The sequence below is a fragment of the Crassaminicella thermophila genome, assembly GCF_008152325.1.
GTDB lineage: Bacteria > Bacillota > Clostridia > Peptostreptococcales > Thermotaleaceae > Crassaminicella_A > Crassaminicella_A thermophila.
Map to the genome: position 1 here is coordinate 2,516,994 of NZ_CP042243.1, position 24,018 is coordinate 2,541,011.

Genomic DNA, 24,018 nt, shown 5'->3' on the forward strand with positions numbered 1-24,018 from the left:
TCCTTATTTTGTTAAAATAAATTCGTACTTTAAGTAAAACTGTAAAGTAAATTAAGATTTAGAGGAGGATTTTATTATGGCTTATGTAATTAATGAAGCTTGTATTAGCTGTGGTGCTTGTGAACCAGAATGTCCAGTAAATGCAATCAGTGCTGGAGATGACAAATATGTAATTGATGCAGCAGCATGTATCGATTGTGGTGCTTGCGCAAATGTTTGTCCTGTAGATGCACCAGTTGCTGAATAATTTCAATGAATACATAAAATAATAATGCCCTACTATTGTTAGGGTATTATTATTTTTTTGAATAAACAACATCCTTATTACAAAACAATGTTGTTTGATTAATCTTACTTAAAAATTTTAATATTGCTTTTTCTTCATTTAAAGTTACATCAGATAATAAAAATTCTAATAAATTATTTTGTACCTGCAGAATTTTTTCATACATTTCTCGTCCTTGTTCTGTTAGTTTTAATATATAAACTCTTTTATCTTCTATTGAACGTTCTTTTATAATATATCCTTTTAATATTAATTTTTTTGTAACAGATGCAATCAAACCTCTATCCATTTCCATGTCTTCTATTAATTCATAAATCTTTTTACTTTCTACTTGTCCGATATTTCTTAAAACATGTATATCAAGCAATGATAAATCTTCTATATTCCCACCTATTTTAAATCCTTTTCTATCATAAACTAAAACCTTATGCATAAGTTTATCAATCATTTTATTAATTTCATTATAGTAATTAGCCATATCCATCACCTGGTCTTTCTTCTATTTAGTTATTATATCACTACTGATAATTTCTTTCAATTATTACACAGTATACATAATTAAGTTTTAATTCAAAAAAAACCTTCAGGAGAAATAGTCCTGAAGGGATATTCACATTATTCACTTATATATACTCTTTTTTTCCTAAAGTCCCATTGCTTTATATTCAGATCTTCTCAAAAAATTTACTGCTCTGTCAGGAAAATCAGTAAATACTCCATCAACACCTACCTTATAGTAGAAAATATCTAACATGTCTTCAAAGCTTGCAGCATATGAAGGTATTCTTCCATTATCCAAACGGAAAGTATAAGGGTGTACTACCATTCCTGCTTCATGAGCCTCTTTTACAAGATCTGTTATTATTAAATGATCTCTTGTAGATCCATCCTTTATTATCATAGGCTTCCAAGGTCCTACTCCATCAGCATATTTAGCAATTTCTTTCATCGCACCCTTCTTAAACATCCAATCATAGTTATAAGGAACTGCTTTTCCATTCTTATACTCCATTGTTTCATTCCAGCTTGTTTCTGCCATTAGTTGAACTAGCTTTATATCCATACCAAATTTAGGTAACAACTCAGTTTTAATACGTTTTAACTCATTAAAATCAAAGCATTGTAGATAAACCTTGTCAGTTTTTTTAGTATACCCATATTTTTTAAGCACTTTTAATACTTCTACACTAATATCTTTTCCCTCATGTCTATGAAACCAAGGTGCTTTAATTTCAATATAAATACCTACATTTTTACCTGTACTCTTATTTAACCCTTGAATTAATTCTATTTCTTCTTCCAATGTATGCACTCTAAAATCTGATTTCCAAATAGGAAAACGTTGTGGGAAATTTGCTACTTCTTTTCCATCTTTAACATGAAAACCTTCTGTCATATTAAGACTCTTTATTTCATCTAACGTAAAATCAATAGCATAATATCTTCCATCTGCTCTCTTTCTATTTGGGTAAACCTTTTCCACATTTGTAACCCTATCAAGATAATGATCATGCAATACAACTAGCTTATTGTCCTTTGTCATAACAACATCCTGCTCAATATAATCTACACCCATAGCATAAGCCATAGCCTTTGCTGCCATACTATGTTCTGGCAAATAACCACTAGCACCCCTATGTGCTATAACAATTTTATTTCCTTCTGCAAAGGAAACACTACTACAAAGAATTACTAAACAGATTAACAAAGCAAATATTTTTTTCATTTTGCCCCTCCTTAAATAAATTAAATTTAGAATATAAAAAAGCCACACAATATAGACCTATCCCTAGGTCAATTTGTGCGGCTCTCCATATCTCCTGCCTTTAAATATTTAACTTAAATGTATAATATCATCTTTAATAGGTCATGTAAAGACTTTTCTAGAAAATTATTGATGGACTTCCATAATATAGACCAATATCATTTATATCTACTTCATAAGATGCTTAAATTGAGGTAAATAATCAATATTTTCCTTGATTATATCATCTAATAAATTTTTAGCAATACTACTTTCTACTAGTGGATGGATGATTAAAGCTTGAAGAGCAGCACCATAATCTCCATGTACACCAGCCTCTACTGCTAATGCTTCATATTCATTAATTACCTGTAACAAGCCTTTAATTTTAGATGGTAATGGTTTAGCATTTAATGGATGTGCCCCCTCTTTGTCTACATAACAGGTTCTTTCAATAACTGAGTCATTAGGAATGCAATTTATAGTACCATTATTTTGAACATTAACATAATGAATAGTTCCTTTATCATTATAAATAGCACTAATTAATTCACAAGCTGCATCTGAATAATACTGTCCTCCACGATCTTCTAATTGCTTAGGCTTCTCTTCTAGATTTGGATTTTTGTATAATTCAAATAGCTCTTTTTCTATTTTCTTAACAATTTCTCCACGAGTACCTTCCCTTTTAGCCATTTCAAGTTCTTCCTTTAACATAATATCTGTTAAATAATAATATCTATGATATGGGCATGGCAACATATTTAAAGATTCTAACAGCTCTTTTCCCCAGTTAATATCAGGAATATTCTTAGCTGTATACCCTTTTCCAACTATTAAATGTTTTATAACTTCATCAATTTTACTTTCTCCTTTATATATTACATCTCTTCCCCAAACTAAATGATTTAACCCTATCAAATCCATTCTTATATCATCTTTATCTACATTCAATACCTCTGCACTTAACATATGCATTAGTATAGGAACATTACATAAGCCAATACATTTTACTTTAGTATACTTATGAACAGCTTCAGTAATAATTCCACTTGGATTCGTAAAATTAATTAACCATGCGTTTGGAGATAATTCTTCAATATCCTTACAAATATCTAATATAACAGGAATAGTTCTTAATGCTTTAGCTAAGCCCCCAGCCCCCGTAGTTTCCTGACCAATACAATTATATTTTAAAGGAATTTTTTCATCTCTAATTCTTGCATCTAACAATCCTACTCTAAATTGAGTAGTTACAAAATCAGCATCTTTAATAGCTTCTTTTCTATCCAATGTTAGTTTTATATTTATATTTACTCCAGCCTTTTTAACCATTCTTTTAGCAAGCTTCCCTACAATATCTAATTTTTCTTTACCCTCTTCAATATCAACTAAATATAACTCCTCTACAGGTAACTCATCATATCTCTTAATAAAGCCTTCAATAATTTCTGGAGTATAGCTACTTCCCCCTCCAATAACAGCTATCTTTATTTTTCTATTATCTAACATTTTAAATCATCCCCTTTGTTATCAACTATTTATTGTCATAACCATCGTATAGATATCTCCTCTATAGTAATTAAGACTATATTCTATAGGAACATTTTTTGAATAAGTTATTCTTTTACGCTTTAAAATAGGTTCATCAATATTTATTTTTAGAAGCTTACTGAGTTCATTATCTGATAAAATAGCTTGAATCTCTTGCTCCGCTTTTGAAGGTTTATATCCCTCAGTAGTTAAGAGTTTATATATAGATTCAACAGATAAATTAATTTCAAGTAATTTAGGGCATAAAGAATATGGTACATATGATTTTTCTAGGTTAATGATCTCATTATCTGCTAAACGTAATCTTTGCGTAAAAATAACTTTTTCATTTTCTAATATTTGAAGCTTCTCACATAAATACTTATCTGGCAATATTACAGCTTGAGATATTACTTTACTCGAAGGTTTCATACCTTTTTTTTCCATGATCTCAGTAAAGCCCATCAATCCCGGAAAAAAATCCACTTTATTTTTAGAAACAAAAGTTCCTTTACCTCTTTTTCTATATAAAATTCCTTCCTCAACTAAATTATTAATTGCTTTACTTATAGTCATTCTGCTTAAATTGAATTCCTCACTTAACCTTCTCTCTGATGGAATCTTTTCATCTGGCTTATATATTCCTTCTTCAACTCTCTTTCTAATTATAATTTCTAATTGATAATATAAAGGCATTGGATTACTATCATCTAGTTTCATATTAAATTTAACACCCTCCACATTTTACTTTAATTTAAAAATCTAACTTTATATCAAGTGTGGATATGTGGTCTATACCACTACTAATTATAAAATACCATATATTATTATTTTTTTCAATATATATTACTGAAATGTAATAAAAAAACGGGTCAACTGTCTTAAAGATCAGTCGCCCGTATATTTAAACTATTTTATAGCATAATAATTATTCAGTAGCCGCAACCTCTTTTAATGCTTCTACAAGGTCTTCAGCTCTATCTAATGCGTCCATTAATGCTGGAACAACATCATATAAGTCTCCAACGATTCCAAAATCTGCAACCTCAAAAATTGGTGCATTGGCATTTTTATTAATAGCAATAATAATATCAGAACTTTGCATACCAGCTAAGTGTTGGATTGCTCCTGAAATACCACAAGCAATATAAATTTTTGGTTTAACAGTTGTACCTGTTTGACCTACTTGGTGAGAATGGTCGATCCATCCAGCGTCTACTGTTGCACGAGATGCTCCTACTACTCCACCTAATTTATCAGCTAATTGCTTTAATAACTCAAAACCTTCTGGTTTTCCAAGTCCACGTCCTCCAGATACGATAACATCAGCATCTGTAAGAGAAACCATTTCTTTCTTAGTTTTTACTATTTCTACAACTTCTGTTCTCATATCTTCTTTTGATAGTTTAACATCAATTTCAATTACTTCACCTGTTCTAGAATCATCTCTATGTGCTTTATCCATAACTCCAGGTCTTACTGTAGACATTTGTGGTCTGTGGTTTGGACATACGATTGTAGCCATAATGTTTCCACCAAAAGCTGGACGTGTCTGCATGATTTTTTTATCTTCTGGATCTATTTCTAGTTTTGTACAGTCAGCAGTAAGTCCTGTATCTACTCTAGCAGCTACTCTTGGAGCTAAATCTCTTCCGATGTGAGTTGCACCAAGTAATACTATTTCTGGTTTTATTTCATTGATAGCATCTGTGATAACTTTTGTATATCCATCTGTTGTAAATTTTTCTAATAATTCATGTTGTGCTAAATATACTTTATCAGCACCATATGCAATTAGTTCTTTAGATAAGTCTTCAATATTGTTTCCAAGTACAATTGCACAAAGATCAGTTCCGATTTCATCTGCTAATTTTCTACCTTCTCCAAGAAGTTCGATTACTACAGGCATGATTTTGCCTTCTCTTTGCTCTGCAAATACCCATACGTTTTTATATGCAGATAAATCTTTCTTTGGAGCATCATTTTCTTCTTTTATAATTGCATTAAAAGGACATGCCTCTATACAAGCTCCACAAGCAGTACACTTTTCATTTATTACAGCTAATTTGTCTACCATGTCAATTGCTTCAAAAGGACATGCTTTTAGACATAGCTTACATCCTTTACATTTATCTTGTAATACTACAACAGCCATTTTTTTCCCTCCAATTCTTATATTAAATTACATGTTTTTGTTTTAACGCTACAACTAGTTTTTCTACCATTTCTTTTGTAGTTCCTTCAAGCATTACACCTTTTCCTTTTGGTGCTGGTGTAAATGAACGGAATACTTTTGTTGGAGAAGCATCTAATCCTACTTCATGTTTTTCAACATCTAAATCAGCTAATGTCCATACTGTAATATCTTGCTTGCAAGCATCATAAATACCTTCAATAGACATATATCTTGGTTTGTTTAACTCTTTTATTGCTGTTAAAAGTACTGGCTTTTTAACTTTGATTACTTCATATCCATCTTCTAGCTGTCTTTGTACAGTGATTTCATCTCCTTCAATTTTGAAATCTTGTACATAAGTAACTTGTGGAATTCCAATTCTTTCTGCAATCTGTGGTCCTACTTGCGCAGTATCTCCATCAATCGCTTGTCTTCCAGCAAATATAATGTCGTAATCTCCTATTTTTCTAATTGCTGCTGCAATTGTATTAGAAGTTGCCCAAGTGTCAGCACCAGCAAAAGCTCTATCACTAAGTAGTATTGCTTCATCTGCTCCCATAGCTAAACATTCTCTTAACATTTCATCCGCTTGAGGAGGTCCCATTGTAATTACTGTTACATGAACATCTTCATATTTATCTTTTAATGCTAATGCCTCTTCTAATGCATTTGCATCATCTGGATTTAGGATACTTGGAACACCATCACGAATAAGCGTTCCTTTTACAGGATCTATTCTAACTTCATTTGTATCAGGAACTTGTTTTACACAAACAATTACCTTCATTATTTCTCCTCCTTTATATTATCTTTTGATGACTATTTTATCCGATCTTATTTATTTTAATATATTTGCAGCAATAACCATTCTTTGCACTTCTGAAGTACCTTCGTAAATTTCAGTGATTTTTGCATCTCTCATCATTCTTTCAACTGGATATTCTCTAGTATATCCATATCCACCATGTAATTGAACAGCCTTAGTTGTTACATACATAGCTGTTTCTGCTGCAAATAATTTTGCCATAGCAGCTTCTTTAGAATAAGGTAATCCTTGAGATTTTCTCCATGCAGCATTGTATACTAAATGTCTAGCTGCTTGAATTCTTGTTTCCATATCAGCCATTTCAAATTGTAATGCTTGGAATTTTGCAATTGGTCTGCCAAATTGTTGTCTTTCTTTTGTATATTTTATAGTTTCATCCATAGCACCTTGTGCTATTCCTAGTGCTTGAGCAGCAATACCAATTCTACCACCATCAAGTGTTGTCATTGCAATTTTGAAACCTTTTCCTAATTCTCCTAAAAGGTTTTCTTTAGGAATTCTGCAGTTTTCAAAAATCAACTCTGTTGTAGCAGATCCTCTAATACCCATTTTTTCTTCCTTTTTACCAATGCTGAATCCTGGTGTTCCTTTTTCAACGATAAAAGCACTGATTCCTCTAGTTCCTTTTGATTGATCTGTCATAGCCATAACAACATAGATTTCAGCTTCTCCACCATTTGTTATGAAGATTTTTGAACCATTAAGTACCCACTCATCTCCATCTTCTACTGCAGTTGTTTGTTGTCCTGCTGCATCAGTACCTGCATTTGGCTCAGTTAAACCGAATGCACCCAATTTTTCTCCTTTTGCTAATGGCACTAAATATTTTTGTTTTTGTTCTTCAGTACCATATTTCATAATTGGCCATGCACATAATGAACTGTGCGCTGAACAAATAACTCCTGTTGTAGCACAAGCTCTTGAAAGCTCTTCTACAGTAATTGCATAAGCAACTTCATCAGCACCTGCTCCACCATATTGCTTTGGAACAAAAGTACCTAGCATTTTATATCTAGCCATTTTTTCAACTGTTTCCCATGGAAATCTTTCTGTCTCATCTACTTCTGCTGCTAACGGTTGCACTTCATTTTCAGCAAAGCTTCTAACCATCTTTCTAACCATTTCTTGTTCTTTGGTTAATTTGAATTGCACATTAATTCCCTCCTCTTTATATTAAAAAATTGACATTTTTTTCACAGCACGTATATTATATTAGCATAAACCATGCCAACATTACAATATTGTTTGTATATTTTCCCAATTTATTTTTTTTTGCAATATAACTTAATAATTATTTCATTACCAGCTCCTAACTGGTATTTCACTATATTTTAACTTTGTTTATATTACATATATATTATTTGAATATACATATTTTTTTCTATTTGTTTATCCACTGTTTTAAATTATAAACCCAAACAAAAACAAAGTGTACTGAATTTCGTACACTTTGTTTTTTATTTTCCCTATTCCCTTGTTGCAACTTGTTAATTTGATATCAATTTGTTTTATTTTTCGTACACTGTCTTGGTTTTCGTACATTTTTGACAAGCTTCTATCTCTTTCTACAAGTCTTAATCAATACGATTATGCTTTAGCAAGAAAGATAAGGTATACAAACTTTCACTTAAATGTACATTTTCTAGCATTACTTTCTCTGGAACATCTAAGTCTGTAGGTGCAAAATTCCATATTCCCTTTATGTTGCTTTTAACTAACCTGTCAGCAACAGCTTGTGCCTGCTCTTTATTAGTACAAATAATCCCAATATCAACATTATTTTCCTTGATATATTCTTCCATTTTGTCTGCATCTATAATTTCTATATCTCTAATCTTTAATCCAATCAATTTAGGATTGATGTCAAACATAGCCTTAGGAATAAAACCAGATTTTTCAAAATTCGTATAATTGGCAATTGCCTGCCCTAAATTTCCTGCTCCTACAATAATCGTATTATATTTCCTATCTAATCCTAATATTTTCCCTATCGCTTCATAAAGCGCAGCAACATTATACCCATATCCTTGCTGTCCAAACCCCCCAAAATTGTTTAAATCCTGTCTTATTTGGGACGCTGTAAAACCAATAATTTTACTTAACTCTCTAGAAGAAATTCTATGAACACCCCTATCTAATAATTCTGCTAGGTACCTTCGATATTTTGGTAATCTTCTAATTACAGCCATTGATATTTTTGCATTTCCTTTTTGCATATTGATCAGCCTCTACCCAATTTTTTTTTACAAATTATATCACTACAGTTTGAATATGTCAATCTGTGTAAGGATAATATTTCCCTATATCCTTTTGCTTATACATTCTTATTAAAATGTGCTCTACATTTTAATCTTTCTTATTTTTTTGGTACAATATAATGTAAATATAGACTTACAAGGAGGATCTTTATGATCGTATTATCATGTAATAGTATTACAAAATCTTTTGGAATAGATATCATATTAGAGAATATATCCTTTACTATAAATGCTGGTGAAAAAATAGGATTAGTAGGTGCAAATGGCGCTGGAAAATCCACCTTATTTAAGATTATTACAGGAAAATATCCTTATGATAGCGGAGAACTTTATCTGTCTAAAAACATAACCATCGGTTATTTAGAGCAAAATGCTCATTTATCTCCTACAAACACAGTTTTTGATGAAGTTGTTCATGTATTTGATGACTTAATACAAATGGAAAAAGAACTACGATCTCTTGAGCAAGAAATATCCAAACAAAGTCTTGACCCTTCAAAAAGTTTAGACAAATTAATGGATCTTTATGCACATAAATCGGAAGAATTTCAACTTAAAAACGGCTATGGTTACAGAAGTGAAATTCGGGGCGTATTAAAAGGACTAGGTTTTTCTGAAGATGAATTTTATCAACCTATAATAGAACTTAGTGGAGGACAAAAAACAAGAGTAGGTTTAGCAAAGCTACTTCTTAAAAAACCTGATATTTTACTATTAGATGAGCCTACTAACCATTTAGATATGGATGCTATTGAATGGCTTGAATCATATCTTAAATTTTATAATGGTACTATCCTAATAATATCCCACGACCGATATTTTTTAGATGAAGTAACAGATAAAATATATGAAATAGAAAACAAACACCTTACTCAGTATAATGGCAATTATACTTACTATGTTGAAAAGAAAAAAATTCTATACGAACAACAGCTTAAAGACTTTTTACAACAACAAAAAGAAATAGAAAAACAAGAAGAAATGATTCGTAGATTTAAGCAGCACGGTACTGAAAAATTAGCAAAGCGTGCAAAGAGTAGAGAAAAAAGATTAGAGCATATGACCTTTATTAAAAAGCCTACACGCTTTAACCAAAGGGCAAAAATTCGCTTTGAAACACAAATAAAAAGCGGACAAGATGTTCTAGAAGTCGATAATATATCAAAAAGCTTTGGAAAAAACAATCTTTTTAAGAATGTTAGCTTTAAGGTATACAAAGGTGAAAGAATAGGATTAATCGGCCCTAATGGTATTGGAAAATCTACATTGTTTAAAATTTTACTCAAACAAGTTTCTTATGATACTGGATTTATAAATTTTGGTCATAATGTACATGTAGGTTATTTTGATCAAGAACAATCAAGTTTGAATAATAAAAATACCATTATTGATGAAATTTGGCAAGAAAATATCCATTTTACCCAAACAGAGGTACGTACACTTCTTGGATCTTTTTTATTCAGTGGTGATGATGTATTCAAACAAATATCTACACTAAGTGGAGGTGAAAAAAGCCGTGTATCCTTACTAAAACTTATGATTTCAAAGGCAAATTTTTTACTTATAGATGAGCCTACAAATCATCTTGATATTGAATCTAAAGAAGCTTTAGAAGAAGCACTAATAAACTATGATGGTACTTTATTAGTAATTTCCCATGACCGTTATTTTCTTAATAAAGTAGCAACCAAAATTATGGTACTTTCTCAAGATGGTATAAAAGAATATCTTGGAAATTACAAATACTATCAAGAAAAGAAAAAACAGTTAGAAGCACCTTCTACAATAGTAGAAACACAAAAGACAAAAACACAATTAAAAGAAGAAAGACGAAAAGAAAAAGAAAGAAAAAAAGAAGAACGTAGAATCATAAAGGAACGTGAAGCACTTGAGGAAAAAATATTGCTGCTAGAAGAAAATCTTCGTAATCTTGAACAAGAAATGTGTAAAGAAGCTGTTTACTCTGATGCAGAAAAAAGTAAGCAGATTCATGAGGAATCAGCAAAATTAAAAATTGAATTAGATAAACTTTATCAGAAATGGGAAGAATATTTACAATAATTTTCAATTAGTTTATATTTTTTAAAAAAACTGTTCAAATGTGTATTTCTTGTAGTATTTTTCATTTATATGTGGTAAAATAATCACGTTAAAAACCACTTGTGTGGTTATAAGAAATATTTCACTTAGGGAGGTATATAATATGGTATTTGAAAAAATAAAAGAAATTATTATCGATCAACTAGGATTAGACGAAGATGTTGAAATCACACCTGAAACTTCTCTTATGAACGATTTAGAAGCAGATTCTCTTGATGCTGTTGAGATTATTATGGCTATCGAAGATGAATTTGATATCGAAATTCCTGATGAAGATGCTGAAGGTTTCAAAAACATTGGTGACATAGTAAATTATGTAGAAGAAAATAAGTAGTTTGGATGATCCAAACTACTTATTTTTATACATATTTTGCATTTTATAAACATATATATAATATAAGAAAAGTTATGCCCATCTATATCCACAAGTTTTCCACAATTCTCACAGATTTATCCACATTTTTATTATATTAATCCCTTATTTTTAGAAGCTTAAATACCTTTTCCACAATATCCACATTTTTATCCACAAAATCTTCTGAATAATTCTTATTTTCTTTCTCCAAGTTTTAAATTCGGAACAGCGTTTAAATATAAGTCTGAAGTAAATCCACTCTTATAGGCATAATATGCAGCACATCCAATCATAGCTGCATTATCTGTGCATAACTTTATAGATGGATATTTTAAAGTTAACCCTTCTTTTTTTGCAGCTTTTTGAAGTTCCTCTCTTAATCCACTGTTAGCAGCTACTCCTCCAGCTAAAACAATACTGTCTACCTTCTTTTTCTTTGCTCCTTCTATAGTCTTATGAACCAATACATCAACAACTGCAGCTTGAAAACTTGCTGCTACATCCTCTACTATTATTTCTATCCCTTTTTGCCTTTGAGAATTTAGATAATTTAATACTGCTGATTTTAATCCACTAAAACTAAAATCAAAGCTATCTTGCTCTAAGTATACTCTAGGAAATTTAATTGCATCTTTATTTCCTTTTTTAGCTAATTTATCTATAATAGGTCCTCCTGGATAGCCTAATCCTATAGCTCTAGCAACTTTATCAAAAGCTTCTCCAACTGCATCATCTCGTGTTTTTCCTAAAATATCATATGTTCCATAATCTTTTACATGTACAAGATAAGTATGTCCACCAGAAACAATTAGACATAAAAAAGGAGGAACTAGATTTTTATCTTCTATATAATTTGCACAGATATGTCCTTCAATATGATTTACTCCAACAAGCGGAATATTCAAAGCATATGCCAAAGCTTTTGCTGTAGATACGCCAACCAAAAGAGCTCCTACAAGTCCTGGTCCATAAGTAACACCTATATGATCAATATCCTGCAATGTAACACCTGCTTCATCAAGTGCTTCCTGAATCACTACATCTACATTCTCAACGTGTTTTCTTGAAGCAACCTCAGGAACTACACCTCCAAATTTTTTGTGTTCATCTATTTGAGAAGAAATAACATTTGATAAAACTTCTCTACCATTTTTAAGAATAGCAGCAGACGTTTCATCACAACTTGTCTCTATAGCAAGAGTTATAAAATATTCACCATTTTTAGGTGATAATACATTGCTCACAATATACACCTTCCTTATCTTTTGTTCATCTTATATATTATATCCAAACCTGTAATAAATAGCAAAATCTACATTATTCTTTATTAAAATAATTCTCCATCCTCTTGATATTTTTCATTATATTGAAGTTTTGCTTCTTTTATAGCCAATTCTTCCTTCATTTTTTTTACTTCCTTATCTTTTGTCAAATTCAACACCTTATAATTTCCCATAGATAAAGCAGCAATAAATATACCATTAATAAATATGAAAAATACAAGTTCTATAATGGAATGATGAAATACACCAGGACTTTCTACCCAAATCCTATTATGATGAACAGCAACAACTAATGTAGCTGCTAATAATGTAATGAATTTAGGAATTCTTTGATTCACAGTTTCTCTTAAAAAAATTTCTTTAATGACTTGGGTAATTAAATTTACTGCCAATACCATTGCCGTCACTGAAGAAAGATGCTCCATATTAAATAGAGTTAATGCATTTGCACCCAATTAAATCACTCCTTTTTTATATACTTCTAATTCTATATATGCATAAAGCATATCCACTGTTCAGCATATATCCTTCTATTTGTGGAATACTAATAATAATCTAGTGTTGATAAAGGAGTTGAAAATTTTGGGTGAAAAAAATAAAAATACAAATCATCCTAATGAAGAAAAAAATAAAGATTTAGATTATTCTTTTAACGATGAAAGTTTTTTAGAAAGATTAAGACAAGAAAATGTTATGCCTGATGGTATGATCTCAGAAATAGATGAAACAGATTTTATAAACTTGCTTTTAGCAGAAAAATCTGCTGTAAAACCTTTTATAGTAGATAAAAAGAATAAAGATTTAGCCCCATAAAAAAACAGCCTAACAAAAATTAGGCTGTTTTTTTGTTAACTATGAGACAACCATTTTTCTCCTGATAGTTTTATTCCTATTGCACCTAATGGTGCAGTAATCATAATAGCAAGTACAGCAATTGCTAATATTAGTTCTCCTGACTTTACACCTGCTTCTAACGGTACAGCTCCAATTGCTGCTTGCACCGTTGCTTTAGGTATGTATGCAATAACACAAAAAATCCTTTCTTTCCAATCTAAATCTGTACCTGAAACAGCTATAAGCACACCAATACTTCTAGCAAGTAATCCTATAAAAATAATAACTATTCCTAAAAGTCCCGAATTAAATGCTACATCAATATTTACTTGTGCTCCAACTAAAACAAATAACATAAGTTCTGCAAAAACCCATATTTTGTTAAATTTTTGAGACAATGCATCTGCAATTTTTGAAGTTTTTTCACGAAAATAAAATCCTACCATCATCACTCCTAGCAAGCTAGCAATAGGAATTATTCCTTTAGAATATTCTTCAATCGTTGTAAGTATAATTGCTGCAGCTAACACTACAAGTGCTTTTTTTGTATCACGTATATGAAATCTTTTAAAAATCATAATTATTATTATTCCAGTAATCCATCCTAAAAGAAGTCCTAAAACAATAGATACAGGAATTTTAGCTATCTGCATAGAAATACTTATGCTTTTTCCTGTGTATAATCCTAAAAATGTTGAAAATATAGTAATCGCAAAAACATCATCAATAGAAGCTCCTGCAAGTATTAAAGTAGGAATTCCTTTCTTTTCACCAAATCTTTTATCAATAAACTGAAGCATAAGAGGTACTACAACTGCAGGAGATACTGCTGCTATAATAAAGCCTAACATCCCTGCCTCTGTTTTCGACATTCCAAATAAAAAACTTGCAAGCAGCATAATTGTAAATCCTTCACAAAGTCCCGGAATACAACTCATTTTTATAGCTTCAGAACCTACCTTATGTAATGTGTCTCTTTTAATTCCTAGACCAGCTCTTATAAGTATAATTATTAATGCAATTTTTCTAAGATCTGCCGAAATATCTAAAATATCAGAGCTAATAATATTCAATCCATACGGACCAATTATTATTCCTAACAAAAGCATACCTAAAAATCCTGGTAGCTTTATAGCATCAAATATTTTATTTAATGCTAAGCCTAAAATAATAATAATTGCTAAACTAAACCCCATATCCATCATCCTTTCTTTTCATAAGAAAAAGCTCCTACTTAGATAAAAAAATCTAAGTAGGAGCCATCAATTGCAGTATGCAATGCTTAAGGTGAGCTCCATCACCTATGCATATTATACTACTATTTGTAAAAATGTCAATATTTATACCGTAAAATGTATATTTTTATTCTATCCCTCATTTGTAAGGTTTTCTAAGATTTCATCTACTAAATTTATATCACATTTATTATCCTTTGTGAAATGTTTACAATTTTCACAAGTACGACTTGATTGGACAGAAGAAGTAAATGCACCTTCTTCTACGCTTTGAAATTGACTACAATTAGCTGCTACTGCTTGTAATTGGGCTTTACTTGCCATAAGAATCCTCCTTTTGCTTTATTTTTCACTCATATATATTATTTGTAGACTTTTAATTAATATACAAATCCAGATGAGAATTTTCTCATCTGGATCTTTATATTAATGCAATGGTTCAATATTTTTTGGTTTTTTAATAGCTTCTTTTAAGTTTAACAAATAACTTCCTATACCAAATATTATAGCCATAAATGATATAAACTTCCCTAAATAAGGTATAAATGATACAAAGCTTAAGATAATTAAGCCAATAATCATTTTAATTAAAAGTTTTGATTCATTTCTTAAAAGTTTTTGCCCTATCAAAAGAGCTGCAGGTATTTTCGCTAAATAAAGCAACAATCCATAAAGTATAAGGGAAATAACACCTATAGGAATTCCTACTACAGTTATCATAATCAATATAGAAGCAATAGGAATAACAATAAATCCCACAATACCAATCCCTAAAGAATGCCAAGGTTTTTTATCTATCATTGTAGAAGTTTTTTTCATAAAATTGCTAAAAACCAAGACGAGTATAGTTCCTATTATTAAATAAGACAGTATAGGAATTCCTTTTCGTAATATATTTAATAAATTAAATCCCTTTTTTATATTTTTTTCTTCTATACCTATTTTTTTACCATAAGGTTTGTAAATAATATTACCACTAACTATCCCATTTTTAATCTCTATCTTTTTCGGTGCATTATATACTAGATTTCCATCTATTTTTGCATTAGGTCCAAAGATTAAATTTTCTGTTTCAAGTATTACATCTCCTTTTATTTTTCCATTTATTTTTATATCATCAGCACTTCCTCGAAAATCTCCTCCAATAATACCATTAATAACTATATTTCCTAAAAAAGCGTTTAGATTTCCATCTATAGCTGCTCCCTCTTCTAGTATTAGATTTCCAGAAAATGAAGTAACATTTTTTCCAATTTCTCCTGTGATATTCAAATTTCCAGTTCCTATCCTAAGATCTCCATCTACTCTACCACTAATTTTACTATTTCCCGCGACTAATAAAATATCTCCTAAAACATGCCCTGTATTTTCAAACTCTCCACTAGCTACAAAAATATCCCCTTTCACAGTACCCATGTTCTTTACAGAATCTCCTTCAAAAAATAAATCACTATTGACTACTTCATCTTCTCTTATAATCATGTTTTCATCTTTATCCTCAGCAAATACAGCTATTGGTAGTGACAGTATAAAAATAAAAGACATTAATATACTAAAAATTCTTTTCATTTTTTATTCATCCCCTTTTTCCCCTTTTAATAGTCTATTATCTTCTCACTTTTATTATATGGATTACCTTATGTTTTATATGAATCATTTTAAAAAACTAGGTCAGTGACCTAGTTTTTTACTCATACCTTAAAGCATCTATCGGATCTAATTTTGAAGCTTTATTGGCTGGATAAATACCAAAGAAAATACCAACCCCTGCTGAAAAAATCCATGCAATAGCAATTGTGCTCATTGATACGTTAGGAGGGATTTTGATAAACTTAGCAATAACAAATGAGATACCTATTCCTATTACTGTACCAATAATTCCTCCAATCCCTGATACAATAACAGATTCCACCAAAAATTGTAACAATATATCCTTTCTCCTTGCACCAATTGCCTTCCTAATCCCAATTTCTCTTGTTCTTTCTGTAACAGAAACAAGCATAATGTTCATTACACCAATACCACCAACCAACAATGAAATTGCTGCAATAGCACTTATAACAGCTGTTACTATGCCTGTAACCTTATTAATAGATTCTAATTCTCCTTCAGCAGTATAGCTTATATACTTATTTTCTCCAATATTTCCATGCCTTCTTTCTAAAAGCTTTATCATCTTCTCAGTAGCTTTTCTAGAATCCACACCCTTTTTCATGCTTATTTCTATCCCCCATATGTTTTCTCCCATACCCATAACTTTTTCGAGTGTTGAAATAGGTATAAAAACATTTGGCGCTCTTTTACCTCCTCCTAAATTTTGAAGAGTACTCTTAGGTTTTTCATATAAACCTACAATAACGAATGAAGCATTGGTATATCCCATATCTACCATAATATTTTCTCCAAGTACATTGCTTCTTCCAAAAACATCCATAGCTACTTGTTGATCTATTACAGCTACATATCTCTTTGCCTTTACATCACGATCTGTCAAATATCTTCCCTTTAGAATATTAACCTTTTCAATTTTTATATAGTCTTCATTTCCACCAATTAACCTCACATCAATCAAATCATTTTTTGATCTTATCTTTCCATTCTCTGATAAATTAGAAATTATTGCATCTAAATCCTTTGAAAAAACTCTATTTAATGCTTCTACATCACTATGATTTAAATAATCTTTCCTAGTAGGATTTTCTCTCCAATTAGTTCCAATATATGCTCTTCCTGCACCAAATTGTTCAAATTCCTTATCAATTGCATTCTGGCTTCCTTTTCCTAAAGCCACTACACTAATAACAGAAGATATCCCTATAATAATTCCAAGCATTGTAAGAAGAGATCTCATCTTATTCACCCAAATAGCACTAATTGCTACCTGAATACTTTCAATAAAATTCATTGCAACACCTCTATTCCTTTACAGCATCTGCATGAAGTATAATCTGATTCTCTACAAATTTGTCTTCTATAATTTCACCATCTCGAAAGGTTACAACTCTCTTAGTATGCTGAGCAATTTCTGGTTCATGCGTTACCATAACAATTGTTACCCCTTCTTCATTAAGCCTTTGAAATATTGCCATAATTTCATCACCTGATTTTGTATCTAGATTCCCCGTTGGTTCATCTGCTAAAATAACAGCTGGTTGATTAACAAGAGCTCTTGCAATAGCAACCCTTTGCCTCTGTCCACCTGAAAGTTCACTTGATTTATGCTCCAAACGATCTCCTAATCCAACTCTTTCTAAAGCTTCTATTGCTCTTTTTCTTCTTTCTTTAGAAGGTACTCCAGCATACATCATTGGTAATTCTACATTTTTTAGTGCCGTAATACGAGGAAGAAGATTAAATGATTGAAAAACAAAACCTATTTTTTTATTTCGTATCCCAGCCAATTGAGAATCATTTAACTCTTCTATCTTTTCTCCATCTAATTCATATCTCCCTTGGCTAGGTTTATCTAAACATCCTAAAATATTCATTAAAGTAGATTTTCCTGATCCTGACGGCCCCATAATAGATACAAATTCACCTTGATTCACTTCCATATTTACACCTTTTAATGCTTCTACAGATACGCTTCCATTTTTATAAATCTTCTTCAAATTTTCGATTTTTATCATACTACATCACCTGATTCTCTTGAACTTCTTCACCCTCTTTAATTGCTTCTGTAGGGTTCATAATTACATGATCTTCTTGATTAATATCCTCTCCTATTACTTCAACTACAAGATCACTCTCTATACCTAGTTTTACCTTATGCTCCTTTACTTTTCCATCCTCAACAGTAAAAATAACATTTTCTTTATTCCTTTTTGTAAATATAGCTTCATAAGGTACTGCTAAAACGTCCTTCCTACGCTCTGTTAATATATCTAACTTAGCTGAAAACCCTGGTTTTAAATACTTATCCATCTTAGCTATTTCAACTTTTACCTCTACAACATTTTCTTTTCCCTGTCCCGTCTCAACAGTTTTAGCAAACGGACCTACATATTTTACTTTTCCATCATAAGTCTTTCCCTCAAAAGCATCGCCTGTAATTTTAACAAAGTCTCCTATCTTTATTTTGCTTGCATCATACTCATTGATATTTGTAATTATTTCCAAATTATCTACGTCCTGTATAAACATCAAAGGAATATGAGATTCTACGATACCACTCTCTGCAATTTTCATATCTACAATTGTTCCTGTAATAGGACTTTTAATTGTATGCTTTTCTAAATCATCCATTAGTTTTTCTACCTCTAATTTGTAAAGCTGCACTTGTTTTTCTTGTCTTGCCACTTCCCCAGTATTTTCTCCATTTCCTAACTTTTTTTCAGCTAATATATATTCATTATGCATTTCTTCCAAAGTATTTTTTGACTTTTCTAATTCTCTTTTACTTAATGCATTTGCTTCATAAAGCTTTTTGTTTCTTTCATACGTATCTAATGCATCTTCATACTTTATTTTTGCATTCTTTAATCCAATATCTAAGTCTGTTTTTAACTGATTTAAGATATTTTCCTGTATTTCTAATCTTGTTTTGGCTTCTTTAATTTTATAAAGAATATTTGTCTCCTCTAACTTCATAAGAACTTGACCTTTTTTAACTTTATCTCCCTTTTTGACAAATACCTTTTCAATCTTTTCTTCTACATCTGAAACAATCTCTCTCTTATCCATAGATACAATCTGCCCTGTCGCCTGTATATGTGATTCAATATCCTGCTTTTTTATTTCTACCGTTTGGACAATTTTTTTATCATTCTTTTCTTTTTTATTTGCCATAACAGTTCCAACTCCAACTAAAACAACAACTGCAATAATCATAACCACAATTAGCAGTTTCCTCCCCTTTAACATACAAAAACTCCTTTCTCATAGACATAGGGCATACATATGTATGCCCTATAATTATTTTCCAATATATAGTATACAGCAATTTTTGGAAATTGTCTTTAAAAATTTAAAATTTATTAGTTTTCTCTCCACATAATCACTGCATTTTCATTATTATCCTGATAATACTTTGGCCTAATCCCGCAAGGCTCAAATCCATATTTTTTATATAAATTCTGCGCTACTTTATTTGAACTTCTAACCTCTAAAGTCATCCTTTTTATTTCTTCCTTATCTGCAACCTCAAGCAATCCCTCAACAAGTAAGTTTCCATATCCTCTTCCTCTTACATCCGGATGCACAGCAATATTTGTAATATGCCCTTCATCTAGTATCTTCCACATACCTCCATAACCTACAACTTTTCCATCTATTTCTAAAACCACATATCTAGCAGACTTGTTATTCTGTATTTCAGCAAAAAAGGATTCTTTAGACCAAGGTATAGCAAAACATCTTTTTTCAATATCATAAACTTCTTCAATATCTTCAACGATCATTTCCCTAACCTTCACATGCTCCATCTTTGTCACACCTTTTTATTTTTTCTTCATATTGTCTTTCTGCTTCTGACTTTCTAAGATAAGTTGGTAAAAGTTCATAGCAATTTTTAAGATTACCTTCTTTCGCTTTTTGCAATGCAAGCTCTGCAATAGAAGCAGCCTTTGGCATCTTCATACTATTAGGTGCAAACAACACTCTATCCTTAAGCTTTTCTATTAAATATATTTTATTAGTAGCTACTCCATCACCTAAAAATATAACTTTTTCAGGTCTTTGCATCAATTTATCTACTAATTCTTCAATAGATACAGCCATGTGCTCTTCAATCATACTTAGGTTTCCATTATCCCACTTATATACAGCTGTATATACTTGATTTCTTCTAGCATCCAAAATTGGGCATATCAAACCATGAGAAAAGGCAACATTAAATGCTAATGCATCTAGTGTGGATATTCCTATCACAGGAATATTCATAGCATGTGAAAGTCCCTTTGCAGTAGCTACACCAATTCTAATTCCTGTAAACGAACCAGGTCCTTCTGCTACTGCAACTACATCTATATCTTTCATTGTCAATTCACAACTTTCTAAAACTTCTTCGATCATAGGCATCAACTTTTGAGAATGTGTTCTCTTATGATTTATTGTATACTCACCAATTAATTTATCATCATCCATCACTGCTACTGAAGCAACAATAGATGAAGTGTCAAAAGCTAATATCTTCATATGTTTTTCAACTCCTCTATGATTCGATGAAAATGCTCACCGCTTCCTTTTAGCTCTATTTCTCGTGTATTTTCATCAATCTTTTTTATATGAATCCATAAATGTTTCTTAGGAATCAGCTCTTCTATTCGTGATGCCCACTCAATTAGGCATACACCTTCACCATAAAAATATTCTTCGTATCCTAAATCTTCCATATCCTCAATGCTCGAAATTCTATATACGTCAAAATGATATAATGAAAGACGTCCTTCATACTCATGAATAATTGTAAAAGTAGGACTTGTTACACAATCTTCTACTCCAAGACCTTTTGCAATAGCCTTAGATAAAGTTGTTTTTCCTGCTCCTAAATCTCCTGTTAAGCAAACAACATCCCCACTTCTTAATAATGTCCCTAACTTATAACCTAAATTATATGTTTTTTTCTCATCATCACTTCGTATCTTCATCGCTACACCTCTATAACTGTATTCTATCCAAAATCATACACTCATTATATATTTTCTCAAAAAATGCTGCAAGGGCAAAGCGATAAAAACACTTGCCCTTTAAAAAATAATTCTATTTATTCTTTTTAATCCATTCATAATAAGATAGGATTAACTGATCCATCTCCTCACTTATATTTATTAATTCTTTATCTACTTGCATTTCTTTTTGAATTATTAAACGATTTAATTTTTCCCTACACTCATTCATTGCATCCATTAGTTCATTTTTCTTTTGTAACATTATACCCAATACCTCCTTCAATTAATATATATAAATCTCTATAGCATTTCTATAGTACATTTTTACCAAATTTCAACAATTCTATCTATTATTTGACAAACTCTATATTCCCCCCTATCCTTAGTATAGCACATATGTTCGATTAATAAGTATATATTACATTAAGTTTATAAAAATTTTCTATCTATTTTCTCTTAATATATCATTAAACACATATAAAAAGACAAGGGATTATCCCTTGTCATATATTAAACCTATTTACTATTTCCATTAATCCTTCTGCTACTGAACTTAAGTTTTGGGCTTTAGACGCCACTCCTTCTGATGATGAAGTCAATTCTTCGGAGGATGCTGCTACTTCTTCCGCAGCCGCAGAGTTTTCCTCTGTTACAGCACTTACCTGTTCTGCCATTTCCATAACAATATCCGTAGATTTTACAATTTCGTCCATGACATCGTAGGTTTTCTTCATAATAGGAGCAATATTTCCTATGGATGATAATATTTCTCCAAAAGTTTTTTCAGTGTTTTCAACAAATTTCGTCTGTTCTATTATGAATGTTTCTACTTCATTTGATGTAGTAATTACTTCATTAGTATCTGCATTTATTGTTGATACAAGTTTAGTTATTTCATCAGTAGATTTACCTGTTTGTTCTGAAAGTTTTCTTATTTCCTCTGCTACTACTGCAAAGCCCCTGCCATCTTCTCCAGCCCTCGCTGCTTCTATAGCTGCATTGAGTGCCAATAAATTCGTCTGCTCAGATATATCAGATATGATATCTGTAATGCCTCTAATTTCTTTTACTGAACTTGTAAGATTTCCTACTTTTCCAACTACTAGTTTAAAGGCTTTTTTAATTTCTTCTATTGATTTTACCAGTTTATCCATTTCTTCTTTTCCTATATTTGCTTTATTTTCTGCATCCTCAGTTTCACTTTTTACATTTTGAAGCTCTTTATATACATTCTCAATATTATTTGTCAACTCAGATAATGAAGTTACAATCTCTGTTAAATCCTGTGCCTGACTTATTGCTCCATCCGCTACCTGCTGCATTGTAGTAGCCAATTCTTCAGATGATACAGTCATTTCTTTAGATGTTTCTACCAAAAAGTCTGAGTTTTTACTTACTTCATTTGATTTTTCTTTTATATTTTCTATAACTTTTGTAAGTGAATTTTGCATTGTTTTAAGTGATTTTGCCAAACTTCCTGTTTCATCTTTTCTTTTTAAAAATTTATCAGGTAATTCTTTAGTTAAATCTAAAGCAGCAATTGTCTCTGCATGTTTAATTGCTAAAATAATCGGATTTGCTAATGAATTGCCAATAAAGAAACTAATAAATATTCCTATTATTAAAATAATTATCAATATTGTACTCATTGATTTTTGTAATTTTGGTATTGCTGATAACACTTCACTCTTATCTTCTGTAACAACCATTATCCAATTTGTTCCTTCTATCGGTGTATAGGCATTATATAAGTCTTTATTATTAAATGTATAACTTCCAATACCTGTTTTATTTGCAATCATTGTTTTAAACATTTCTGCTAATGGTTCAAATTTTTTATTGTTTTTTGCTTCTTCTATAGGGTTTTGTTGTTTTAAAACTCTATCTTTATCCTTATGTGCTACTATAACCCCTTTATCGTTTATGATGTAAGCATATCCAGTCTGTCCATAAGACATATCTCCTGTGATATTGCTCAAAGCATTTCCATCTTTACGACCAATTAAAACACCTACAATTTTTCCGTCTTTTTTTATTGGTGCAGCATACATTAATACAGGCTGATTTGTAACTCTGCTTATAAGAATATCGGACACGTTTGTTTCTCCATTGAAAGCTTTCTTCACATATTCTCTGTTCCCTAGGTTTGCTGTTTTACCATCATTATAATATGCTGTACCATCAGGATAAACAACACCTAAAGCAAGAAAATTTGTTTTTTTTATTAGTCTTTGTAATACAGGACGCTGTAGTTCCAAATCCATGCTTGCTATATCTTCTATTCCCGCAATAACTTCTAATATTCTTTTTTGAGTATCGATACGACTACGAGTAACTTTTACTCCTTCTTTTACTAATGCACTCAAAGATTCCTCTGCTTTTTCTGCAACTACATTTTTTACTATATCTAATGAAAAATATCCTAATATTGAAGATGCTAGGACCAATAAAATAACAAAACTAATAATAATTTTTGTTTTAATACTATTCACTATTAACCATCCTCTCTTATCTTAGTTTTGCGTCCATGTATTTTAACTTACTTAAAATGTTATTTTGTAAAAATTCGACATAAATACTATTTTCCCTTTATAAATTTATACATAAAATGACAGTGTGACAGGGGACGGTTCCCTGTCACTATTCTTATATTTTCTCTTTTCTGCAATAATCCTTTCATCTTGAATTCTTTTCATTATATCATTCCTCCCAAAAGATATCATTTAAAGTTTTACCAAACTCTTTACATATAGCAATACATAGCTTAATGTAAATTATAT

Annotated in this window: 25 protein-coding genes and 1 riboswitch; of the genes, 4 read left to right on the forward strand and 21 right to left on the reverse strand. The window is 30.8% G+C overall.

From position 1 onward, the window contains the following. Window positions 1-76 precede the first annotated feature (76 nt). Window positions 77-247, forward strand: coding sequence for a DUF362 domain-containing protein (locus FQB35_RS12660; RefSeq protein ID WP_148810274.1), 171 nt, complete (start codon window positions 77-79; stop codon window positions 245-247). 49 nt (window positions 248-296) lie between these two features. Here the strand turns inward: FQB35_RS12660 and FQB35_RS12665 are convergent, their stop codons facing one another. The 8 genes from FQB35_RS12665 to FQB35_RS12700 all read right to left on the reverse strand — a co-directional run bounded on the left by FQB35_RS12665 (window position 297) and on the right by FQB35_RS12700 (window position 8,781). Next, window positions 297-764 (reverse strand): transcriptional regulator, SarA/Rot family, encoded by a 468-nt coding sequence (locus FQB35_RS12665; protein WP_168198351.1) that lies wholly within the window; start codon window positions 762-764, stop codon window positions 297-299. A 165-nt stretch (window positions 765-929) separates the two neighbouring features. Next, entirely contained in the window at window positions 930-2,012 is a 1,083-nt protein-coding gene (glpQ, locus tag FQB35_RS12670; protein ID WP_148810276.1) for a glycerophosphodiester phosphodiesterase, read from the reverse strand. Between the two features lie 207 nt (window positions 2,013-2,219). Further along, window positions 2,220-3,542 (reverse strand): 6-phospho-beta-glucosidase, encoded by a 1,323-nt coding sequence (locus FQB35_RS12675; RefSeq protein ID WP_148810277.1) that lies wholly within the window; start codon window positions 3,540-3,542, stop codon window positions 2,220-2,222. Between the two features lie 21 nt (window positions 3,543-3,563). Further along, complete coding sequence (locus tag FQB35_RS12680; protein ID WP_148810278.1) at window positions 3,564-4,283, reverse strand: GntR family transcriptional regulator; 720 nt, start codon at window positions 4,281-4,283, stop codon at window positions 3,564-3,566. Window positions 4,284-4,491: 208 nt separating this feature from the next. Beyond that, window positions 4,492-5,718, reverse strand: coding sequence for an electron transfer flavoprotein subunit alpha/FixB family protein (locus tag FQB35_RS12685; RefSeq protein ID WP_148810279.1), 1,227 nt, complete (start codon window positions 5,716-5,718; stop codon window positions 4,492-4,494). A 22-nt stretch (window positions 5,719-5,740) separates the two neighbouring features. After that, window positions 5,741-6,526 carry an electron transfer flavoprotein subunit beta gene (gene etfB, locus FQB35_RS12690; protein ID WP_148810280.1) on the reverse strand — a complete coding sequence of 262 codons (786 nt, stop codon included), beginning with the start codon at window positions 6,524-6,526 and terminating at the stop codon, window positions 5,741-5,743. 51 nt (window positions 6,527-6,577) lie between these two features. Next, window positions 6,578-7,717, reverse strand: coding sequence for an acyl-CoA dehydrogenase (locus tag FQB35_RS12695; protein WP_168198352.1), 1,140 nt, complete (start codon window positions 7,715-7,717; stop codon window positions 6,578-6,580). A gap of 422 nt (window positions 7,718-8,139) precedes the next feature. Beyond that, window positions 8,140-8,781 (reverse strand): redox-sensing transcriptional repressor Rex, encoded by a 642-nt coding sequence (locus FQB35_RS12700; protein ID WP_148810281.1) that lies wholly within the window; start codon window positions 8,779-8,781, stop codon window positions 8,140-8,142. Window positions 8,782-8,973: 192 nt separating this feature from the next. Between FQB35_RS12700 and FQB35_RS12705 the strand changes: the two genes are divergently transcribed. Further along, window positions 8,974-10,884: an ABC-F family ATP-binding cassette domain-containing protein gene (locus FQB35_RS12705; RefSeq protein ID WP_148810282.1), complete on the forward strand. Its 1,911-nt coding sequence runs from the start codon at window positions 8,974-8,976 to the stop codon at window positions 10,882-10,884. Window positions 10,885-11,026: 142 nt separating this feature from the next. Further along, window positions 11,027-11,257: an acyl carrier protein gene (gene acpP, locus FQB35_RS12710; RefSeq protein ID WP_148810283.1), complete on the forward strand. Its 231-nt coding sequence runs from the start codon at window positions 11,027-11,029 to the stop codon at window positions 11,255-11,257. Between the two features lie 215 nt (window positions 11,258-11,472). On the opposite strand, the gene tsaD is transcribed toward acpP, so the two are convergent. After that, window positions 11,473-12,483 (reverse strand): tRNA (adenosine(37)-N6)-threonylcarbamoyltransferase complex transferase subunit TsaD, encoded by a 1,011-nt coding sequence (gene tsaD, locus FQB35_RS12715; RefSeq protein ID WP_148810852.1) that lies wholly within the window; start codon window positions 12,481-12,483, stop codon window positions 11,473-11,475. Window positions 12,484-12,605: 122 nt separating this feature from the next. Next, a complete protein-coding gene (locus FQB35_RS12720; protein WP_148810284.1) occupies window positions 12,606-13,016 on the reverse strand; it encodes a hypothetical protein in 411 nt (136 codons plus the stop codon). Window positions 13,017-13,143: 127 nt separating this feature from the next. Between FQB35_RS12720 and FQB35_RS12725 the strand changes: the two genes are divergently transcribed. After that, window positions 13,144-13,374 (forward strand): hypothetical protein, encoded by a 231-nt coding sequence (locus tag FQB35_RS12725; RefSeq protein WP_148810285.1) that lies wholly within the window; start codon window positions 13,144-13,146, stop codon window positions 13,372-13,374. A gap of 35 nt (window positions 13,375-13,409) precedes the next feature. Here the strand turns inward: FQB35_RS12725 and FQB35_RS12730 are convergent, their stop codons facing one another. The 11 genes from FQB35_RS12730 to FQB35_RS12780 form a co-directional block, all read right to left on the reverse strand. After that, window positions 13,410-14,591, reverse strand: coding sequence for a cation:proton antiporter (locus FQB35_RS12730; protein WP_148810286.1), 1,182 nt, complete (start codon window positions 14,589-14,591; stop codon window positions 13,410-13,412). Window positions 14,592-14,641: 50 nt separating this feature from the next. Next, a riboswitch (Fluoride riboswitch) is annotated at window positions 14,642-14,706 on the reverse strand. 56 nt (window positions 14,707-14,762) lie between these two features. After that, window positions 14,763-14,954 carry a hypothetical protein gene (locus FQB35_RS12735; RefSeq protein ID WP_148810287.1) on the reverse strand — a complete coding sequence of 64 codons (192 nt, stop codon included), beginning with the start codon at window positions 14,952-14,954 and terminating at the stop codon, window positions 14,763-14,765. 102 nt (window positions 14,955-15,056) lie between these two features. Next, entirely contained in the window at window positions 15,057-16,199 is a 1,143-nt protein-coding gene (locus FQB35_RS12740) for a bactofilin family protein (protein ID WP_148810288.1), read from the reverse strand. A gap of 118 nt (window positions 16,200-16,317) precedes the next feature. Continuing rightward, a complete protein-coding gene (locus FQB35_RS12745; protein ID WP_148810289.1) occupies window positions 16,318-17,535 on the reverse strand; it encodes an ABC transporter permease in 1,218 nt (405 codons plus the stop codon). A gap of 10 nt (window positions 17,536-17,545) precedes the next feature. Continuing rightward, window positions 17,546-18,259 carry an ABC transporter ATP-binding protein gene (locus FQB35_RS12750; protein ID WP_148810290.1) on the reverse strand — a complete coding sequence of 238 codons (714 nt, stop codon included), beginning with the start codon at window positions 18,257-18,259 and terminating at the stop codon, window positions 17,546-17,548. A 1-nt stretch (window position 18,260) separates the two neighbouring features. Then, window positions 18,261-19,493, reverse strand: a complete 1,233-nt coding sequence (locus FQB35_RS12755; RefSeq protein WP_148810291.1) for an efflux RND transporter periplasmic adaptor subunit — start codon at window positions 19,491-19,493, stop codon at window positions 18,261-18,263. A 113-nt stretch (window positions 19,494-19,606) separates the two neighbouring features. Further along, window positions 19,607-20,053 carry a ribosomal protein S18-alanine N-acetyltransferase gene (rimI, locus tag FQB35_RS12760; RefSeq protein WP_148810292.1) on the reverse strand — a complete coding sequence of 149 codons (447 nt, stop codon included), beginning with the start codon at window positions 20,051-20,053 and terminating at the stop codon, window positions 19,607-19,609. Further along, window positions 20,034-20,765, reverse strand: coding sequence for a tRNA (adenosine(37)-N6)-threonylcarbamoyltransferase complex dimerization subunit type 1 TsaB (gene tsaB / locus FQB35_RS12765; RefSeq protein ID WP_148810293.1), 732 nt, complete (start codon window positions 20,763-20,765; stop codon window positions 20,034-20,036). Before tsaB ends, rimI begins: the two co-directional genes overlap by 20 nt. Then, complete coding sequence (tsaE, locus tag FQB35_RS12770; RefSeq protein WP_148810294.1) at window positions 20,762-21,217, reverse strand: tRNA (adenosine(37)-N6)-threonylcarbamoyltransferase complex ATPase subunit type 1 TsaE; 456 nt, start codon at window positions 21,215-21,217, stop codon at window positions 20,762-20,764. Before tsaE ends, tsaB begins: the two co-directional genes overlap by 4 nt. Before the next feature lie 112 nt (window positions 21,218-21,329). After that, the gene (locus FQB35_RS12775) at window positions 21,330-21,500 is read right to left on the reverse strand and encodes a Spo0E family sporulation regulatory protein-aspartic acid phosphatase (RefSeq protein WP_148810295.1); all 171 of its coding nucleotides are present in this window, start codon (window positions 21,498-21,500) and stop codon (window positions 21,330-21,332) included. A gap of 241 nt (window positions 21,501-21,741) precedes the next feature. Then, window positions 21,742-23,730, reverse strand: a complete 1,989-nt coding sequence (locus FQB35_RS12780) for a methyl-accepting chemotaxis protein (protein ID WP_148810296.1) — start codon at window positions 23,728-23,730, stop codon at window positions 21,742-21,744. Between the last annotated feature and the right edge of the window lie 288 nt (window positions 23,731-24,018).

Excerpts from the sequence above, each read along its gene's own strand:
- rimI (WP_148810292.1), bottom strand. The coding sequence starts at position 20,053 with ATGGAGCATGTGAAGGTTAGGGAAATGATCGTTGAAGATATTGAAGAA.
- FQB35_RS12745 (WP_148810289.1), bottom strand. The coding sequence starts at position 17,535 with ATGAATTTTATTGAAAGTATTCAGGTAGCAATTAGTGCTATTTGGGTG.
- glpQ (WP_148810276.1), bottom strand. The coding sequence starts at position 2,012 with ATGAAAAAAATATTTGCTTTGTTAATCTGTTTAGTAATTCTTTGTAGT.
- FQB35_RS12755 (WP_148810291.1), bottom strand. The coding sequence starts at position 19,493 with ATGTTAAAGGGGAGGAAACTGCTAATTGTGGTTATGATTATTGCAGTT.
- FQB35_RS12730 (WP_148810286.1), bottom strand. The coding sequence starts at position 14,591 with ATGGGGTTTAGTTTAGCAATTATTATTATTTTAGGCTTAGCATTAAAT.
- FQB35_RS12740 (WP_148810288.1), bottom strand. The coding sequence starts at position 16,199 with ATGAAAAGAATTTTTAGTATATTAATGTCTTTTATTTTTATACTGTCA.
- FQB35_RS12705 (WP_148810282.1), top strand. The coding sequence starts at position 8,974 with ATGATCGTATTATCATGTAATAGTATTACAAAATCTTTTGGAATAGAT.
- FQB35_RS12665 (WP_168198351.1), bottom strand. The coding sequence starts at position 764 with ATGGCTAATTACTATAATGAAATTAATAAAATGATTGATAAACTTATG.
- tsaB (WP_148810293.1), bottom strand. The coding sequence starts at position 20,765 with ATGAAGATATTAGCTTTTGACACTTCATCTATTGTTGCTTCAGTAGCA.
- FQB35_RS12685 (WP_148810279.1), bottom strand. The coding sequence starts at position 5,718 with ATGGCTGTTGTAGTATTACAAGATAAATGTAAAGGATGTAAGCTATGT.
- etfB (WP_148810280.1), bottom strand. The coding sequence starts at position 6,526 with ATGAAGGTAATTGTTTGTGTAAAACAAGTTCCTGATACAAATGAAGTT.
- FQB35_RS12660 (WP_148810274.1), top strand. The coding sequence starts at position 77 with ATGGCTTATGTAATTAATGAAGCTTGTATTAGCTGTGGTGCTTGTGAA.
- acpP (WP_148810283.1), top strand. The coding sequence starts at position 11,027 with ATGGTATTTGAAAAAATAAAAGAAATTATTATCGATCAACTAGGATTA.
- FQB35_RS12680 (WP_148810278.1), bottom strand. The coding sequence starts at position 4,283 with ATGAAACTAGATGATAGTAATCCAATGCCTTTATATTATCAATTAGAA.
- FQB35_RS12775 (WP_148810295.1), bottom strand. The coding sequence starts at position 21,500 with ATGTTACAAAAGAAAAATGAACTAATGGATGCAATGAATGAGTGTAGG.
- FQB35_RS12675 (WP_148810277.1), bottom strand. The coding sequence starts at position 3,542 with ATGTTAGATAATAGAAAAATAAAGATAGCTGTTATTGGAGGGGGAAGT.
- FQB35_RS12735 (WP_148810287.1), bottom strand. The coding sequence starts at position 14,954 with ATGGCAAGTAAAGCCCAATTACAAGCAGTAGCAGCTAATTGTAGTCAA.
- FQB35_RS12750 (WP_148810290.1), bottom strand. The coding sequence starts at position 18,259 with ATGATAAAAATCGAAAATTTGAAGAAGATTTATAAAAATGGAAGCGTA.
- tsaE (WP_148810294.1), bottom strand. The coding sequence starts at position 21,217 with ATGAAGATACGAAGTGATGATGAGAAAAAAACATATAATTTAGGTTAT.
- FQB35_RS12700 (WP_148810281.1), bottom strand. The coding sequence starts at position 8,781 with ATGCAAAAAGGAAATGCAAAAATATCAATGGCTGTAATTAGAAGATTA.